16 protein-coding genes are annotated in these 15,475 nt (G+C 50.3%); all 16 read left to right on the top strand.

Features of this window, described 5'->3' with window-relative positions:
• Positions 1 to 71 precede the first annotated feature (71 nt).
• Entirely contained in the window at positions 72 to 407 is a 336-nt protein-coding gene (gene fliE / locus AC5SV9_RS03565; protein ID WP_134053778.1) for a flagellar hook-basal body complex protein FliE, read from the top strand.
• Positions 408 to 421: 14 nt separating this feature from the next.
• Positions 422 to 2,110: a flagellar basal-body MS-ring/collar protein FliF gene (gene fliF / locus AC5SV9_RS03560; protein ID WP_475152691.1), complete on the top strand. Its 1,689-nt coding sequence runs from the start codon at positions 422 to 424 to the stop codon at positions 2,108 to 2,110.
• Entirely contained in the window at positions 2,103 to 3,137 is a 1,035-nt protein-coding gene (fliG, locus tag AC5SV9_RS03555) for a flagellar motor switch protein FliG (protein WP_134053782.1), read from the top strand. Before fliF ends, fliG begins: the two co-directional genes overlap by 8 nt.
• Positions 3,138 to 3,154: 17 nt before the next feature.
• Positions 3,155 to 3,979, top strand: a complete 825-nt coding sequence (fliH, locus tag AC5SV9_RS03550; protein WP_475152694.1) for a flagellar assembly protein FliH — start codon at positions 3,155 to 3,157, stop codon at positions 3,977 to 3,979.
• Between the two features lie 2 nt (positions 3,980 to 3,981).
• Positions 3,982 to 5,328, top strand: coding sequence for a flagellar protein export ATPase FliI (gene fliI / locus AC5SV9_RS03545; protein ID WP_475152696.1), 1,347 nt, complete (start codon positions 3,982 to 3,984; stop codon positions 5,326 to 5,328).
• Positions 5,325 to 5,789 carry a flagellar export protein FliJ gene (gene fliJ, locus AC5SV9_RS03540; protein WP_134053788.1) on the top strand — a complete coding sequence of 155 codons (465 nt, stop codon included), beginning with the start codon at positions 5,325 to 5,327 and terminating at the stop codon, positions 5,787 to 5,789. Before fliI ends, fliJ begins: the two co-directional genes overlap by 4 nt.
• A 115-nt stretch (positions 5,790 to 5,904) precedes the next feature.
• Positions 5,905 to 7,659, top strand: a complete 1,755-nt coding sequence (locus AC5SV9_RS03535; protein ID WP_475152698.1) for a flagellar hook-length control protein FliK — start codon at positions 5,905 to 5,907, stop codon at positions 7,657 to 7,659.
• Positions 7,660 to 7,755: 96 nt separating this feature from the next.
• Positions 7,756 to 8,277, top strand: a complete 522-nt coding sequence (gene fliL / locus AC5SV9_RS03530; RefSeq protein ID WP_475152700.1) for a flagellar basal body-associated protein FliL — start codon at positions 7,756 to 7,758, stop codon at positions 8,275 to 8,277.
• A 12-nt stretch (positions 8,278 to 8,289) separates the two neighbouring features.
• Positions 8,290 to 9,378 (top strand): flagellar motor switch protein FliM, encoded by a 1,089-nt coding sequence (fliM, locus tag AC5SV9_RS03525; RefSeq protein ID WP_134053794.1) that lies wholly within the window; start codon positions 8,290 to 8,292, stop codon positions 9,376 to 9,378.
• A 5-nt stretch (positions 9,379 to 9,383) separates the two neighbouring features.
• Complete coding sequence (gene fliN, locus AC5SV9_RS03520; RefSeq protein ID WP_475152702.1) at positions 9,384 to 9,776, top strand: flagellar motor switch protein FliN; 393 nt, start codon at positions 9,384 to 9,386, stop codon at positions 9,774 to 9,776.
• Positions 9,776 to 10,312 (top strand): flagellar biosynthetic protein FliO, encoded by a 537-nt coding sequence (fliO, locus tag AC5SV9_RS03515; RefSeq protein ID WP_475152703.1) that lies wholly within the window; start codon positions 9,776 to 9,778, stop codon positions 10,310 to 10,312. Before fliN ends, fliO begins: the two co-directional genes overlap by 1 nt.
• Before the next feature lie 8 nt (positions 10,313 to 10,320).
• On the top strand, positions 10,321 to 11,067 hold the full coding sequence (fliP, locus tag AC5SV9_RS03510) for a flagellar type III secretion system pore protein FliP (protein WP_273020814.1): 747 nt from the start codon (positions 10,321 to 10,323) through the stop codon (positions 11,065 to 11,067).
• Positions 11,064 to 11,333: a flagellar biosynthesis protein FliQ gene (gene fliQ, locus AC5SV9_RS03505; protein ID WP_134053801.1), complete on the top strand. Its 270-nt coding sequence runs from the start codon at positions 11,064 to 11,066 to the stop codon at positions 11,331 to 11,333. The genes fliP and fliQ overlap by 4 nt, the downstream gene beginning before the upstream one ends.
• A 7-nt stretch (positions 11,334 to 11,340) precedes the next feature.
• Positions 11,341 to 12,114, top strand: coding sequence for a flagellar biosynthetic protein FliR (gene fliR / locus AC5SV9_RS03500; RefSeq protein WP_475152705.1), 774 nt, complete (start codon positions 11,341 to 11,343; stop codon positions 12,112 to 12,114).
• 15 nt (positions 12,115 to 12,129) lie between these two features.
• Positions 12,130 to 13,257 (top strand): flagellar biosynthesis protein FlhB, encoded by a 1,128-nt coding sequence (flhB, locus tag AC5SV9_RS03495; protein WP_475152707.1) that lies wholly within the window; start codon positions 12,130 to 12,132, stop codon positions 13,255 to 13,257.
• A 106-nt stretch (positions 13,258 to 13,363) separates the two neighbouring features.
• Complete coding sequence (gene flhA / locus AC5SV9_RS03490) at positions 13,364 to 15,466, top strand: flagellar biosynthesis protein FlhA (RefSeq protein WP_134053808.1); 2,103 nt, start codon at positions 13,364 to 13,366, stop codon at positions 15,464 to 15,466.
• Positions 15,467 to 15,475 lie beyond the last annotated feature (9 nt).

The following is a 15,475-nucleotide window of genomic DNA, read 5'->3' as shown; positions in this document are numbered from 1 at the left end:
TTAAAAACTGGCACAACTCCTGCTTTGTTAGAGGTAATTCTAGTTGCAGCATTTTTTTGACGGATAACGCTATGAACATCAAAGGTCAGGCACTTTATGCAGAAATGCAGTCATTGGCGGGCCAGGCAAGAGGGCTTGGCACTGAGCTGCGGCTGCAAAATACAGAGCAGGTGAACCCAAGCCAAAGCGATTTCAGTTCTATGCTGACCAGTGCGCTTAGCCATGTTAACGATCTGGCTCAGGAAACCGGCAGAATGCGTACCGCAGTTGAGCTTGGTGATCCTAATGTGTCACTGGCGCAGGTCATGATAGCCAGCCAGAAATCATCTTTAGCCTTTGAAGCGACAGTTCAGGTACGCAACAAGCTGGTTGAAGCGTACAAAGACATTATGTCAATGCCAGTGTAACGGAGGAATAGGTTGTGGCTGAAAATCAATCAACCGAGCTGGCGCTGGCTGGTAACGATTACAGTAGTGGTGAACAGCAGGAGCAAAAAAGTGGTTTTGTTGGCTCGTTAGGCGGTATGGATCTGGTGCGTCAGATCACGCTTATCGTTGCATTGACAATTTGTCTGGCCATAGCAATTTTAATCATTATGTGGGCACGCCAGCCTGAAATGCGTCCGCTGGGCACCTTTCCTACTGAAGAACTAATCAAAACGCTGGACCACCTGGATGCGCAAAAAATTGATTACACGCTTGAAGGCAATGTGATCTATGTTGCTGAGGATAAGTTTCAGAGCACTAAATTATCATTGTCACGTGCAGGTTTAACGCAAGAGCCTTCCAGCGGCACCGAGTTTCTGTTGCAGGACAGCGGTTTCGGTGTCAGCCAGCGCCTGGAAATGGAGCGGTTAAAACACAGCCGTGAGCAGCAGCTGGCCCGCACTATTGAAGAGCTGCAAAGCGTGGCGCGGGCGCGCGTATTGCTGGCTATCCCCAAAGAAAACGTGTTTGCCCGGGTTGAAAAGCTGCCATCAGCAACAGTGCTGGTTACGGCGCGTGGCGGCACGGTCATACGTGACAGCGAAGTAGACGCTATCGTTGATATAGTAGCGTCTGCTGTGCAGGGGTTATCTCCGTCAAGAGTTACCGTTACCGATCAGAATGGCCGTCTGCTCAACAGTGGCTCTCAGGATGCCAGCTCTGCCCGTACCCGCAAAGAGTATGAACTGCAGCGTACCCGTGAAGAAGAATACCGTCAGAAAGTTGACTCAATTTTAATGCCGGTGCTGGGCTATGGTAATTACACTGCTCAGGTCGACCTGCATATGGATTTTACTGCAACCGAGCAAACGCAGAAACGGTTTAACCCTGACCTGCCTGCTGTTCGCAGCGAAATGACGATTGAAGAAAACAGTGTCGGTGGTTTAAGTGCTGGTATCCCGGGAGCTTTGTCTAACCAGCCACCGCTGAACTCGAATATTCCGGAGCAGGCCACCGGCGCTAATGCTAAACCGGTGGTTCCTGGCCGTAATCATAAAGAAGCGACCCGCAACTATGAGCTGGACACGACTATCAGCCACATCTCCCAGCAAAGTGGCGTGATCCGGCGTTTAAGTGTGTCCGTTGCGATTGACTACGTTGCCGGTGAAAACGGTGAACCACAGCCGCGGCCTCAGGCAGAGCTGGCTGATATCCGTCGCCTGCTACAAGGTGGTATCGGCTTTGATGCACAGCGCGGTGACATGATTGAAGTGATCTCTGTGCCCTTTATGAAAGATGAAGTGGTACAGCCACCGACACCTGCATTCTATGAAGAAGAATGGTTCCTGCGAGTCGTACGTCTTGCCATTGGTGGCCTGATTATTATCGTGCTGATCCTGGCGATAGTGCGGCCAATGCTGAAGAAACTGATTTACCCTGAAGATACCAAAGAGGCCTATGACGACAATGCTCTTAGCAGCGGGCTGGACTTAGGGGATGACACCATTGATATGCTAAGCTCAAGCTTTGATGAAAATGCCGTGGGCTTTGCACCTGATGGCACACTGATGCTGCCAGACTTACATGGTGATGATGATTTATTACGCGCAGTTAGGGCCTTGGTTGCCAATGAGCCTGAACTGTCTTCTCTGGTAGTGAAAAACTGGTTGGCTGAAGATGAGTAGCATAGAAGCGACAAAGCCGGCGTTTGACGTTGGCAAACTGGACGGTGTTGAGAAAGCGGCCATTTTATTGCTGAGTTTATCAGAAGAAGATGCTGCGCAGATCTTAAAGCACTTAGAGCCGAAACAGGTGCAGAAAGTCGGTCTGGCGATGGCGCAGATGACAGATTTGAACCAGGCCAAAATCAGCGCTGTACACCGGCTGTTTATTGAACAAATTCAGAATTTCAGCACCATTGGCTTCCAGAGTGAAGAGTTTATCAAACGCGCGTTAACAGCGGCATTAGGTGAAGAGAAGGCAGCTAATCTGATCGATCAGATAGTACTGGGTGGTGGTGCCAAAGGCCTGGATTCATTGAAATGGATGGACTCTAAGCAGGTGGCGAACATCATCCGCAACGAACACCCGCAGATCCAGACTATCGTGTTGTCCTATCTGGAACCTGAACAGTCCGCCGAAATTCTATCGCAATTCCCGGAAAAGGTAAGGCTGGATTTAACCATGCGTATTGCCAACCTGGAAGAAGTGCAACCGGCGGCGTTGCAGGAGTTAAACGAGATTATGGAGAAACAGTTTGCAGGTCAGGCGGGTACGCAGACCGCGAAAATGGGTGGCTTAAAAGCAGCTGCCGACATTCTGAACTATATGGATACCAATATTGAAGGTCAGCTGATGGATTCAATCCGTGAGCATGACGAAGAAATGGCGCAGCAAATTCAGGATCTGATGTTTGTGTTTGAAAACCTGATAGATGTTGATGATCGCGGTATTCAGGTATTGCTGCGTGAAGTGCAGCAGGATGTGCTGATGAAAGCATTAAAAGGCACAGATGAAAACTTGAAAGAGAAAATCTTCAAAAATATGTCCAAACGGGCGGCAGAATTGCTGCAGGATGATTTGGAAGCCATGGGGCCAGTGCGTGTCAGTGATGTGGAGGCGGCACAAAAAGAAATTCTGTCGACTGCACGACGCTTGTCTGATGCCGGCGAAATTATGCTGGGCAGCGGCGGTGGTGATGACTTCCTGTAAGCAAAATGAGTGCGCATATGTCAGTTGATGCCTTTAAATATAAACGGCCATTTTCGCCGGATGATGACACCGAAGAGCTGTTAAAGCAGTGGCAGACACCGGATCTGACTTCAGAGCAGCTAAAGCGTAATACCAAAACCAATGCGTTGAATAAAACCCAGCCGGTTGCTAAAGCGCAGAAGCCACAGGAAGAAGAAGAGTTAACCCTGAAACCACTGACGGCGGATGACATCGAGCAAATCCGTCAGGCTGCTTTTGATGAAGGATTTGCCGAAGGCAAAGACGAAGGGTTCAGTAAAGGCTACGGCGAAGGGCGAGAACAAGGCCAGCAGGATGGTTTTACCCAGGGGCAGGCTGAAGGCAAAAAACAAGGATTGGCAGATGGTCAGGAAGAGCTCAATAACAAGTTAACGCAGCTGAGTACTTTGCTGGATCAACTACAGCAACCACTGGCAAATGTGGATGCGATGGTACAACAGCAATTGCTGGAGCTGAGCCTGGCAATGGCGCAGGCCGTAATTGCCGTCGAAGTTAAGACTAATCAACAGGTTATATTGCAGGCAGTCAGTGATGCTATCAGTGCATTGCCGCTCGATGCATCGCAGCTGCTGATAAAACTTAACCCGCAGGATATCAGTACCATTGAACAATTTTACGGCACAGAGGCCCTTATCGAGCGAGGTTGGCAACTGCGGGCTGAACCGTCGATTGAGCAGGGTGGCTGTATGGTAGAAAGTAGCCGCTCAAGTGTTGATCGCACTTTAAGCCAACGCGTTCAGAGCAGTCTTGAACATTTCCTGCAGCTACAGCAACACGCTGATGCGCCTGAGGCCGGGGAATAATCATGGCCAGCAGTGAAACGCTGAGCCAGTTTCTGCAACAGCAGTTGGGCTATGTTCATCGTTCAAAACCTTCTGTTTCCGGGCATCTGGTGCGGGTCGTTGGTTTGACGCTGGAAGCTACCGGCTGCAGTGCGGCAATTGGCCAGCCCTGCAGTGTCGAAACCGCCCGTGGCGATATCATGGCCGAAGTGGTTGGCTTTGCTAATGATCGCATTTACCTGATGCCCAAAGATGATGTTTCCGGTGTCGTGCCGGGGGCCAAAGTTACACCCATGCTGAATTTTAAAGGTGTGCCGCTTAGCATGAACTTGCTCGGGCGTGTTATTGACGGTGTTGGCACGCCACTGGATGGCAAAGGGCCGATTGCAGCGCGCGAGCATGGTGGTATCAAAGGCAAACCAATAAACCCACTGCACAGACGGCCAATAAAGCAGCCACTTGACGTGGGTGTGCGGGCAATCAACAGTATTCTGACCGTAGGTAAAGGTCAGCGGATGGGCTTATTTGCCGGCTCTGGTGTAGGTAAAAGTGTGCTGCTTGGCATGATGACACGGGGCACCTCTGCCGATGTCATTGTTGTCGGGCTGGTTGGCGAGCGTGGTCGGGAAGTTAAAGAGTTTATTGACGAAATTTTGGGGGACGAAGGTAAAGCGCGTTCGGTGGTTATTGCGGCGCCTGCTGATGTGTCGCCGCTTATGCGCTTAAAAGGCTGTGAAACGGCGGTCCAGGTAGCGGAGTATTTTCGTGATCAGGGGCTGGATGTACTGCTGCTTATCGACTCTATTACCCGTTATGCCCAGGCCCAACGTGAAATAGCGCTGGCGGTTGGCGAGCCACCGGCAACAAAAGGCTATCCGCCTTCTGTGTTCGCCAAGTTACCGGCACTGGTTGAACGTGCTGGCAACGGCAGCGGCAGCCAGGGGTCTATTACTGCATTTTATACGGTATTGTCAGAAGGCGATGATCTACAGGACCCGATTGCTGATGCGTCCCGTGCTATTTTGGATGGCCACATAGTGTTGTCTCGTGCTTTGGCTGACAGTGGGCATTTTCCGGCAGTGGACATTGAGAAATCTATCAGCCGCGTTATGCCGTCGGTGACCAGCAGTGAACATCAGCAGATGGCCCGTTCAGTTAAGCAGCTGTATTCCAGTTATCAGCAAAGTAAAGATCTGATTGCGATAGGCGCCTATGTGCGTGGTAGCGATCCTCAGTTAGATAAAGCCATAGCAATGATGCCCAATATCAACCGGTTTTTGCAGCAGGGTATGCATGATGTTGTCGCCTACGATGACAGCCTGCAGGCACTGAGCCAGTTGGCACCTGTAGCAAGGAATAACACCGTATGATCAACAAGCGCTTTGCGATGCTGATTAAAATTCAGCAAGAAAGAGAAGAAAAACTGCAGGCGCAATTTGTTTCGGCCCAGCAATTTTACCAGCAGCAGGAACAAAAGTATCAGGGGCTGGCGAACTACCGTACCGAATATATACAGCAAAGCCAGCAGCAGGGCAGTGCCGGCTTACAAAGCCGGCAGTACACGCAATTTGTTAACTTTATCGGCAAGTTGGATCAGGCCATCTTACAGCAGGGACGGGCGGTACATCAGGCCCGTGCCGCGGCCGAGCAACGTAAACAAAGCTGGTTAGCCATGCAAAAGAAACGTAAGGCGCTGGAACTGCTGGTTGAACGCAATAATGTTGCCGAGCTGCAACGCCAGTTAAAGCAAGAGCAGAAGAACGCCGACGAGTATGCCAATCAGTTATTTATGCGTCGGCTGGCGGCTCAGCAGGATGACAACCTGGCCTGAAAATTGAATGTTGGTTAAAACGTAATAAAGGCAGTGGCCGTTAATGCGGCAAATAGTCAGAGTAGCAGTAACACGCTATAGCTATATTTTGACATAGCTGGCATGGGAGATAAGCATGACGCAAGGCTTACAAATATCAATGCTATTGAGCACAGACACGTCGCTCAAATCAGACAGCGCTAAAACTGATGCTGGCACTGATGGTGAAAGCGCCGTGTTTGGCACTATGTTCGGTGAGCTGGTTCAACCGGCAAAAAACGACCCTTCTGATACAAAACTTCGGCAGTTGCCTGCCGCTGTAAGCTCGCTTTCTGGTATCAGCCAGGCGCTGCGAAGTGCTGCTATGGCTGCTATCAGTGATGAAGAGAAGGCTGCTGTCGATGCAGACGGCAGTGCAGATGAAAGTGCGCAGCAGGATGCTGAAGAGGCATTGCTCGCCGCAAGTTTGCTTGACCAATTAGCGCTAAAAGATAAAAGCCGCTCTGCTAAGGCAGCATCTGAGCAAGCTGCGGCCAGCAGCGATAACAAAGAAGCAGGGCAGGATATTGCGCAGCTGGCCAGAGCAAATGCCACTGCCGCGCAACAAGCAGCAAGTGACGAGATGCCCGTAGAAGCACATACCGCTGATAACAATGCTGAAGCAGATTCAGCCGCCGGGCAAACAGATAAAGCCGCATCAGCAACTAAACAAACAATAACTGACGCAAAAAATGTAGCCTTAGCTGACACTGAGACGACAGAGCAGAAACCTGCCTCACGCTACGACAATGCGCAGATAGCGCGTGGCAGTAAAATGACACTCGACTCCGCTGCCAGTGCAGATAAAGCCATACCGGTGCCGCCGGAGGATGGCGATATCTCTGTTGTCGGTGTGAATGCTGAAAACGCCGAAGATTTGGCCGGGTTGACACAGGCCACATTAAAAGCTGAAGCAAAGTCTGCTGAGGATAAGCCGCTTAAAACAGGTGCGGCTAAAGTTAAAGCGGAAGCAGACGATGCGTCTGTTGCTCAGGGTGCTAAGCTAAGTGCTGAGGATGCGCCGGCGTTGGCGGGTGCTGGTGCGGTAAATGTGTTGTCGCCAGACGACGCCACAGCTGCGGCTGATACTGAACAAAAAACGTCAAATGCCAGTGCTGCTGAAAAGCTGCTGAAGCCTGACGGTGATAAAACCGATAGCAAATCTGGCGCCAAACAGGGCTCTGAGCAATCCGGCCAGCAACAAAACCCAAGACAGGGCAGTACTCAGACCGCAGCTGAAATACAACAGCTGACGGCTGAGGGGCAGCACCAGCTTCAGTCTGGTATGAAGTCAGGCGCCGATACTGCCGGTGTGCGTCATGATGCTATTTTTAGTCATAGTTTGAACGCAGCTGAGCAGCGTCAGCAAACTGGTGTTGTGCACACAGTTCAGCGCAGCCAGGCTGAGCAGTTAAAACAGAACCTGAATTTGTTGCAGCAGGATGCCGCTGGTCAGCTTCGGGAGCGGGTTAACCTGATGGTACGGCAGAATATTCAGGTAGCCGAGATCCGGCTTGACCCTGCGGGTCTTGGCCAGATGCAGATTAAAATAGATATGCAGCAAGAACAGGCTTCGGTGCAGTTTGTTGTGCAGCAGCCCCAGGCGAAAGAAGCACTTGAACAACACATGCCAAGATTGCGTGAGATGTTGCAGCAGCAGGGCATTACCCTTAGCGAGGGCAACGTACAACAGCAGAGCCAGCAACAGGAACGACAGCTCGCCCAGCGCGATGACAACGGCAGCGGCAGACATCGGGGGGGGCAGGATGCGGGTGATGACAGTTCAGCTGCTGCTCCTGCGGTGCAGGTAACGGCCACTGTGAATGATCGACTGGTGGATTATTACGCATAAAGTCTGGCAAGAGCGGAATTTAAGGCGCGATGATTTACATTGCCGCTGACAGATGAGCATAATAACGCCGGACAAAACGGACGGAAGACATAAACTATGGCAGCAGAAAAAGATTTAGTCATTGCAGAAGGTGGCGGTAAAAAGAAATTATTGCTGATCGGTGGAGGCGCTGTACTGCTGATTGTTCTGGGTGTGGTTGGTTTTATGTTCTTGTCCGGCGGTGACGATGCCGCAGCACCAACGGCTGCAGGTAATGAAGCCTCAGCGTCAGCGGGCGCTGACGGTGCAGAGCCCAAAGGCACCGCCTTATATGTGCCCTTACCACGGCCTTTTGTATTTAATGTGCCGGGTGCTTCACGGGATCGTATGGTTCAGATTAAAGTGCAATTGTTGGTGCGTGGTACAAACAACGAAACCATCGCCATGCGTCATATACCACTCATTGAAGGCAGCCTGCTGGAAACATTCAGTGCCGCCAATGCCGATGAGCTGGTAACGGTTGCCGGGCGCGATGCACTGAAGAATAAAGCGCTGAGTGATTTACAACAGGCGATGATTGAAGTGGTTGGTTCGGTGGTGGTCGATGAAGTGCTATTCACCGGTTTTGTTATGCAATAAGAGTGAGCAGCCGTGACTGATTTACTGTCACAAGACGAAATTGATGCGCTATTACATGGTGTCGATGACGTTGAAGAAGAAGAAATAGACGAATCCGGCGAGGGCCGGGGCCGCTCTGCCATGGAATACGACTTCTCGTCGCAGGATCGTATTGTCCGTGGCCGTATGCCAACACTGGAAATGGTGAACGAGCGCTTTGCCCGCCATATGCGAATCAGTTTATTTAATATGATGCGCCGTACTGCCGAGGTTTCTATCAACGGTGTGCAGATGATCAAGTTTGGTGAGTATGTGCATACCTTGTTCGTACCAACCAGCCTGAATATGGTGCGCTTCAGACCGCTTAAAGGTACTGGTCTTATTACGATGGAAGCGAGGCTGGTGTTTATTCTGGTGGACAACTTTTTTGGTGGTGACGGCCGTTACCATGCCAAAATAGAAGGCCGCGAATTTACGCCTACCGAGCGCCGCATTATTCAGATGCTGCTGAAACTGATTTTTGAGGATTACAAAGAAGCCTGGGCACCGGTAATGGATGTGTCGTTTGAATATCTCGACTCTGAAGTGAACCCGGCGATGGCGAACATCGTTAGTCCGACAGAAGTGGTGGTTATCAGCTCGTTTCACATTGAACTGGATGGTGGTGGTGGTGATTTCCACGTGGCCTTGCCTTACTCCATGCTGGAGCCTATCCGCGAATTACTCGATGCCGGTGTGCAAAGTGACAAAGAAGATACGGATTTACGCTGGAGTAAAGCACTGCGCGATGAAATTATGGATGTTAAGGTCGATCTGACTACAAAAATGATGGATGTGGACCTGACGTTGCGTGAAGTGATGGAGCTAAAAGCCGGCGATATTATTCCGATTGAGATTCCGGAACATATCACGGTATTAATTGAAGATTTACCGACTTATCGTGCCAAACTGGGCCGCTCGCGTGAAAACGTGGCGCTTAAAATCACTGAGAAAATTAAGCGGCCTGAGTCGGTTAAATCAGAAATGCATGTATTTACTAAAGGCGGGCGTCGGCTTGACAGCGATGCCGATATCTCTGAATTAGAAGCCGATCTGAATCTGTCAGATCGTGATAGAAGGTAACTAAGATGGCTGATGATAAAGACACCATGGACGAATGGGCCGCCGCGATGGCGGAAGCTGAAGGTACTGGAGACGGCGCTGAGCCGGTTGAACTGGAAGAGTTGCATGGCGAGAAAGCCGATATTACCGTTGATGAAAAACGCAAACTCGACACCATTTTAGATATTCCGGTGACTATTTCAATGGAAGTGGGGCGGGCGAAAATCAGCATCCGTAATTTGCTGCAGTTAAACCAGGGGTCTGTAGTGGAGCTGGAGCGGGTAGCGGGTGAACCGCTGGATGTTCTGGTCAATGGTACCCTGATTGCGCATGGTGAAGTGGTTGTGGTAAATGACAAGTTTGGTATTCGTCTGACAGATGTTATCAGTCAGATTGAACGGATTAAGAAACTTCGCTGATGCGCCTATTTTATTTCGCTTTATGTTGTATGTTGCTGTTACCGGCAACGCTTAATGCGCAAACGCAGGCAGAGGATACGGTAGTTGATGTGACGGCTGACAGCCGTGCTGACAACGCTGCTACGGACAACAGTACTGCGGTTCTGCCGGCAACACCGGCAGAAGTACCCGCTGAGCCTGCGCCGGTGCAACCGGTTACCAAACTTGATAACAGCGCGCAGCGGCCATCTGCCGGGCTTGGCCTGGGGAAAATGGCGTTGTCACTGGGTATCGTTGTCGCAATCGTTATTGCGCTTGGCTGGGCATTCAAAAAATTGACACTGCGCCTGCCAGGCAGTCGGCATATAAAAATAATTTCCACTATGCCGCTTGGGCCCAAAGAGCGTTTGTTAGTTATTGAAATGCAAGGAAAACAGCGTGTTTTGGGGGTGACCTCACAAAGCATAAATTTGCTGTTTGAACTGGAAAATCCATTACCTGAAGAAAAGTTGGCATCAGACTTTCATACACAGTTGCAATCGTTCCTGAAAAAATAGTGTGAGCTATGTTGCGACTGTTGTTCGTGGTGCTGGCAATAATGCTAAGCCCCGATGTTCTGGCTGATAATGGTGCTTTATCTGCTGTTACTGTAACCACCGGCGCCGATGGCAGCCAGCAATACAGCGTTACGCTGCAGGTGCTGGCGCTGATGACGGCGCTGAGTTTTATCCCGGCCATGGTCATTATGATGACCAGCTTCACCCGCATCATTGTGGTACTGGCCATACTGCGTCAGGCTATAGGCCTGCAACAATCCCCATCTAATCAGGTGCTTATAGGCATTACGTTATTTCTGACGTTTTTTATTATGGCGCCGGTGTTTAAAAACATTAATGACACGGCTATACAGCCGTATTTATCGGAGGAGATTACGCCGGTGCAGGCGCTGGACGCGGCGATAGTGCCAATCAAAGCGTTTATGCTGCATCAAACCCGCACCAAAGATCTGGATACCTTTGCCCAAATTGCCGGGCTGGAAGTGGCTGAGCAGCCACAGGATTATCCGATTACTGTAGTGATCCCGGCGTTTATTACCAGCGAGCTTAAAACCGCATTTCAGATAGGTTTTATGCTGTTTATCCCGTTTCTGATCATCGATCTGGTGGTCGCCAGCGTGCTGATGGCCATGGGTATGATGATGCTGTCACCGATGATTATATCCTTGCCTTTCAAACTGATGATGTTTGTACTGGTTGATGGCTGGATACTGGTAATGGGGACGCTGGCGACAAGCTATGGGGTGGGCACATGACACCAGAGGTTTTTGTTGATGTACTGCGCGATGCGTTGTATCTGGTTATTCTGCTGGTTAGCGCCATTATTCTGCCGTCGTTATTTGTCGGTCTGATTGTGGCGGTGTTTCAGGCCGCAACATCCATTAACGAGCAAACGCTTAGCTTCCTGCCGAGGTTAATTGTCACCTTGCTGGCGCTGATTTTTGGCGGTCATTGGTTTACCCGGGTGATTATGGAGTACACCAATGAACTGTTTCTCAGTATTCCGACGGTGGTAGGTTAAACCAGGTATGGAATTTCCACTTAGTGTCCTGATGCAGACTATAGCTGATTACCTGCTGCCGCTGTGCCGGGTAACGGGGATGTTTCTGATCATGGCCGGCATAGGCGTACGCAATATCCCTATGCGGATTAAAACCGGCCTGGTAGTGATGATCACGCTGATAATCATGCCAACGTTGCCACCTGTCACGAACCCGGATTTGATGTCTGGGCAGATGTTTCTGGAAGTTCTGTTACAACTGCTGATCGGTTTTGCACTGGGCTTTATCTCGCTGATGTTTATTAACACTTTTGTGCTGGCGGGGCAGTTGCTGGCGACCCAGACCGGTTTAGGCTTTGCATCGATGGTCGACCCGGCAAGCGGCGTTAACGTGGCTGCGATAGGTCAGTTTTATCTGATCCTGGCCACTTTACTGTTCTGGTTGTTTGATGGCCACCTGATCATGATCCAAATGCTGGTGTTTAGCTTTGATACGTTGCCGATTAACGGCCAGTGGTGGGAAGTGACCAGTTACTGGACGGTGATCGAGTTTGGCGGCTGGATGTTTGCTACTGCACTGGCGATAGCACTGGCACCGATAGTCTCTATGCTGGTGGTGAATTTGTCTTTTGGCATTATGACGCGTGCGGCACCGCAGCTGAATATTTTCTCTATAGGTTTTCCTATCACCATGCTGTCAGGTTTAATTATCCTGTGGTTGACGCTGGACACCTTTTTATTCCATTTTGACAAACAGTGGCAGCACAGCATCGATTTCAGCTGCCGGCTGATTGGCTGCTAACCGGAGGGCTCTGCAATGGCAGATGAAAGCGCCGAAAAGACCGAACAGCCCACGTCCAAAAAGCTGCAGGATGCAGCCGAGAAAGGCCAGATTGCGCGCTCTAAAGATATGGGTACCGCTTTTGTACTGATAGGCAGCGCCGCAGCGATTTTAATTTTTGGCAAAATGCTGGCAATGGCACTGCTGGATGTTGCCCAGCGCATGATGCAGCTAAACCCGAAAGACATTTTTGAAACCAATTCTATGTTTACGGCCTGGGGCGCGGTTGGTGAGCATATCATTCCGCCACTGGCCGGTATCTTCTTTATTATTCTTGTCGCCAGTTTTATTGGCAATACACTGCTGGGTGGTTTTAACTTCAGCTGGCAAGCGGCTGCACCTAAAGCTAGTAAGCTTAATCCGTTAAGTGGGTTCAAGCGTATGTTTGGTTTGCAGGCATTGGTGGAACTGCTAAAGAGTATTCTTAAAGTGCTGGTGGTAGTTGGTATCGCTTACTTGCTGCTGAAGATGTTTTTCTTTGACATCATGGCGCTGTCGCTTATGAGTGAGCCAAACAATATAGAATCAGCGCTGTATTTTCTGGCCTGGCTTTTTTTGGGCTTATGCGCCAGTGTCTCGGTGATAGCTGTGGTCGATGCGCCGTATCAGAAATGGAACCATATACGGCAGCTGAAAATGTCGCTGCAGGAAATTAAAGACGAGTATAAGAACAGCGAAGGTGATCCGCAGATTAAAGCCCGTATCCGTCGCACCCAAATGCAGATGTCGATGAAACGGATGATGCAGGAAGTGCCTAAAGCCGATGTTATTGTCACCAACCCGACCCATTATGCTATTGCATTGAAATACGATCAGGGCAAATTTCGCGCCCCTGTGGTAGTGGCAAAAGGCGTGGATGAAGTGGCGATGCATATCCGTAAAATTGCTAACGAACATAAAGTACCGGTGATTGAATCGCCTGCACTGGCACGGTCTATTTATCACACCACAGAGTTGGATCATCCGATACCGGAGCAACTGTTTGCTGCTGTAGCGCAGGTGCTGGCCTATGTGTATCAGCTTAGAATGTACAAAAAAGGCAAAGGCAACCGGCCTAAAGCGCTGGCGAAAGAGCTGCCTATCCCAGAAGGCTACCGCCACTAAGCCAGGAGATATTAAAACAAAACGTGCCTGCTGCGTATTTACCGGTACTTGTTGGAATGCTTTTTGCTGATACCTGATACAGCGCCAATTTACTGTCAGGGTTGTCATGCAGTTAGCCAGTTATTTTACCAATTTCGACCGCTCGAAATTTGCCTTTGCCAAAGGCCTCGGTACACCGTTATTTATTCTTGCCGCTTTGGCCATGGTGGTGTTGCCATTGCCGCCATTGCTGCTCGATGTATTGTTCTCCTTTAATATCGCCCTGGCACTGGTAGTGCTGCTGGTGACCATTTACACCATGCGACCGCTGGATTTTGGCGCCTTCCCGGCTATTTTGCTGGTAGCAACCATTATGCGACTGGCACTGAACGTGGCCAGTACCCGGGTGGTGCTGCTGGAAGGGCATGAAGGTGGTGATGCGGCGGGTAAAGTGATCGAGGCTTTCGGCTCAGTGGTTATCGGTGGTAACTATGCTGTCGGTATCGTCGTGTTTCTAATTCTAATCATTATTAACTTCGTTGTGGTAACCAAAGGTGCTGGCCGTATTGCTGAAGTGTCGGCCCGTTTCACGCTGGATGCTATGCCCGGTAAACAAATGGCCATTGATGCTGATTTAAATTCAGGCCTTATCACGCAGGAAGAGGCGCGGGTGCGCCGGGAAGAAGTCACCAGCGAAGCGGATTTCTATGGCTCGATGGACGGTGCCAGTAAGTTTGTAAAAGGCGATGCCATTGCCGGCATCGTTATCCTGGTGATTAACCTGGTCGGCGGTTTGTTTATCGGCATGATGCAACATGATCTGTCGTTTGGCGATGCGATGGAGATTTATACCCTGCTGACGATTGGTGATGGCCTGGTGGCGCAAATTCCATCACTGTTGCTGTCTATCGGTACTGCTATCATTGTTACCCGGCAGAATAAGTCTGAAAACATGGGCCAGCAAATGACTGATCAGCTGGGCAATGTGCATGTACTGTTTGTTGCCGCTGGCGTACTGACCCTGATGGGGATAGTACCGGGCATGCCACATTTTGCATTTTTATCACTGGCAGCTGTAGTAGGCGGTCTGGCGTACCTGATGCACAAACGTAACAATGAAACCAAAGCCGAACTGGTTAACCGCAATGCTGCCGATCTGGCGCCGGTCGAGACCAATGTCGTCAAAGAAATTGGCTGGGACGATGTGCAGGGTGTCGATACGATAGGCCTTGAAGTCGGCTACCGTCTAATCCCACTGGTTGATAAGTCTCAGGGTGGCGAACTGCTAAGCCGGATTAAAGGCGTGCGTAAAAAATTGTCGCAAGAGCTGGGTTTTCTTATCCCTGCGGTGCACATCCGCGATAACCTGGATTTAGAGCCAAACAGTTATCGTATGACGTTGATGGGGGTAACCAGCGGTGAGGGTGAACTGCGCCACGACAACGAGCTGGCGATCAACCCTGGGCAGGTATTCGGTACGGTAAAAGGTATTGCCACTAAAGATCCGGCTTTTGGCCTAGATGCGGTATGGATTGGTAAAGATCAGCGCGAACATGCACAGACCTTAGGCTATACCGTTGTTGACGCAGCTACAGTAGTAGCGACCCATTTAAGTCAGATCCTGACCAATCATGCAGCCAGCTTGCTTGGACATGAAGAAGTTCAGAACCTGCTGGATATGCTGGCCAAACACTCACCGAAACTGGTTGAAGGCTTGGTGCCAGATACCTTGCCGCTGACCTCAGTGGTAAAAGTACTGCAGAACCTGCTGAATGAAGGTGTGCCAATCCGTGATATGCGTACCATAGTGCAGACACTGGTGGAGTATGGTGCTAAGAGTCAGGATGTTGATGTGCTGACGGCTGCATGCCGTATTGCGCTGCGCCGGCTTATCGTGCAGGAAGTGGGCGGCAATCGCAAAGAAATCCCGGTTATTACCTTTGCACCTGAACTGGAGCAGATGCTGCATCAATCAATGCAGGCTGCCGGCAACGACGGTGCTGGCATAGAGCCGGGTTTAGCTGACCGTATTCAGCAGTCATTGCAGGATGCACATCAGAGCCAGGAATTAAGTGGCGACAGTGCGGTGTTGCTAACGTCAGGAATTTTACGCTCAGTAATGGCACGATTCGTGAAATACACCATTCCAGGACTTAGGGTATTGTCATATCAGGAGATACCTGATGATAAACAAATTCGGATTGTCAGCGTAATAGGCCAGGCAAGTTAGGAGATAACT

It is taken from the genome of Rheinheimera sp. ATLC3 (assembly GCF_059429535.1).
Note: the sequence above shows the minus strand (reverse complement) of the source record. Positions and strands in the feature narration are given on the sequence as shown.

What these genes read in the sequence shown, in the direction of transcription:
- fliE (WP_134053778.1), top strand. Translation starts at nt 72, where the DNA reads ATGAACATCAAAGGTCAGGCACTTTATGCAGAAATGCAGTCATTGGCG.
- fliG (WP_134053782.1), top strand. Translation starts at nt 2,103, where the DNA reads ATGAGTAGCATAGAAGCGACAAAGCCGGCGTTTGACGTTGGCAAACTG.
- fliH (WP_475152694.1), top strand. Translation starts at nt 3,155, where the DNA reads ATGTCAGTTGATGCCTTTAAATATAAACGGCCATTTTCGCCGGATGAT.
- fliI (WP_475152696.1), top strand. Translation starts at nt 3,982, where the DNA reads ATGGCCAGCAGTGAAACGCTGAGCCAGTTTCTGCAACAGCAGTTGGGC.
- fliJ (WP_134053788.1), top strand. Translation starts at nt 5,325, where the DNA reads ATGATCAACAAGCGCTTTGCGATGCTGATTAAAATTCAGCAAGAAAGA.
- AC5SV9_RS03535 (WP_475152698.1), top strand. Translation starts at nt 5,905, where the DNA reads ATGACGCAAGGCTTACAAATATCAATGCTATTGAGCACAGACACGTCG.
- fliL (WP_475152700.1), top strand. Translation starts at nt 7,756, where the DNA reads ATGGCAGCAGAAAAAGATTTAGTCATTGCAGAAGGTGGCGGTAAAAAG.
- fliN (WP_475152702.1), top strand. Translation starts at nt 9,384, where the DNA reads ATGGCTGATGATAAAGACACCATGGACGAATGGGCCGCCGCGATGGCG.
- fliO (WP_475152703.1), top strand. Translation starts at nt 9,776, where the DNA reads ATGCGCCTATTTTATTTCGCTTTATGTTGTATGTTGCTGTTACCGGCA.
- fliP (WP_273020814.1), top strand. Translation starts at nt 10,321, where the DNA reads ATGTTGCGACTGTTGTTCGTGGTGCTGGCAATAATGCTAAGCCCCGAT.
- fliQ (WP_134053801.1), top strand. Translation starts at nt 11,064, where the DNA reads ATGACACCAGAGGTTTTTGTTGATGTACTGCGCGATGCGTTGTATCTG.
- fliR (WP_475152705.1), top strand. Translation starts at nt 11,341, where the DNA reads ATGGAATTTCCACTTAGTGTCCTGATGCAGACTATAGCTGATTACCTG.
- flhB (WP_475152707.1), top strand. Translation starts at nt 12,130, where the DNA reads ATGGCAGATGAAAGCGCCGAAAAGACCGAACAGCCCACGTCCAAAAAG.
- flhA (WP_134053808.1), top strand. Translation starts at nt 13,364, where the DNA reads ATGCAGTTAGCCAGTTATTTTACCAATTTCGACCGCTCGAAATTTGCC.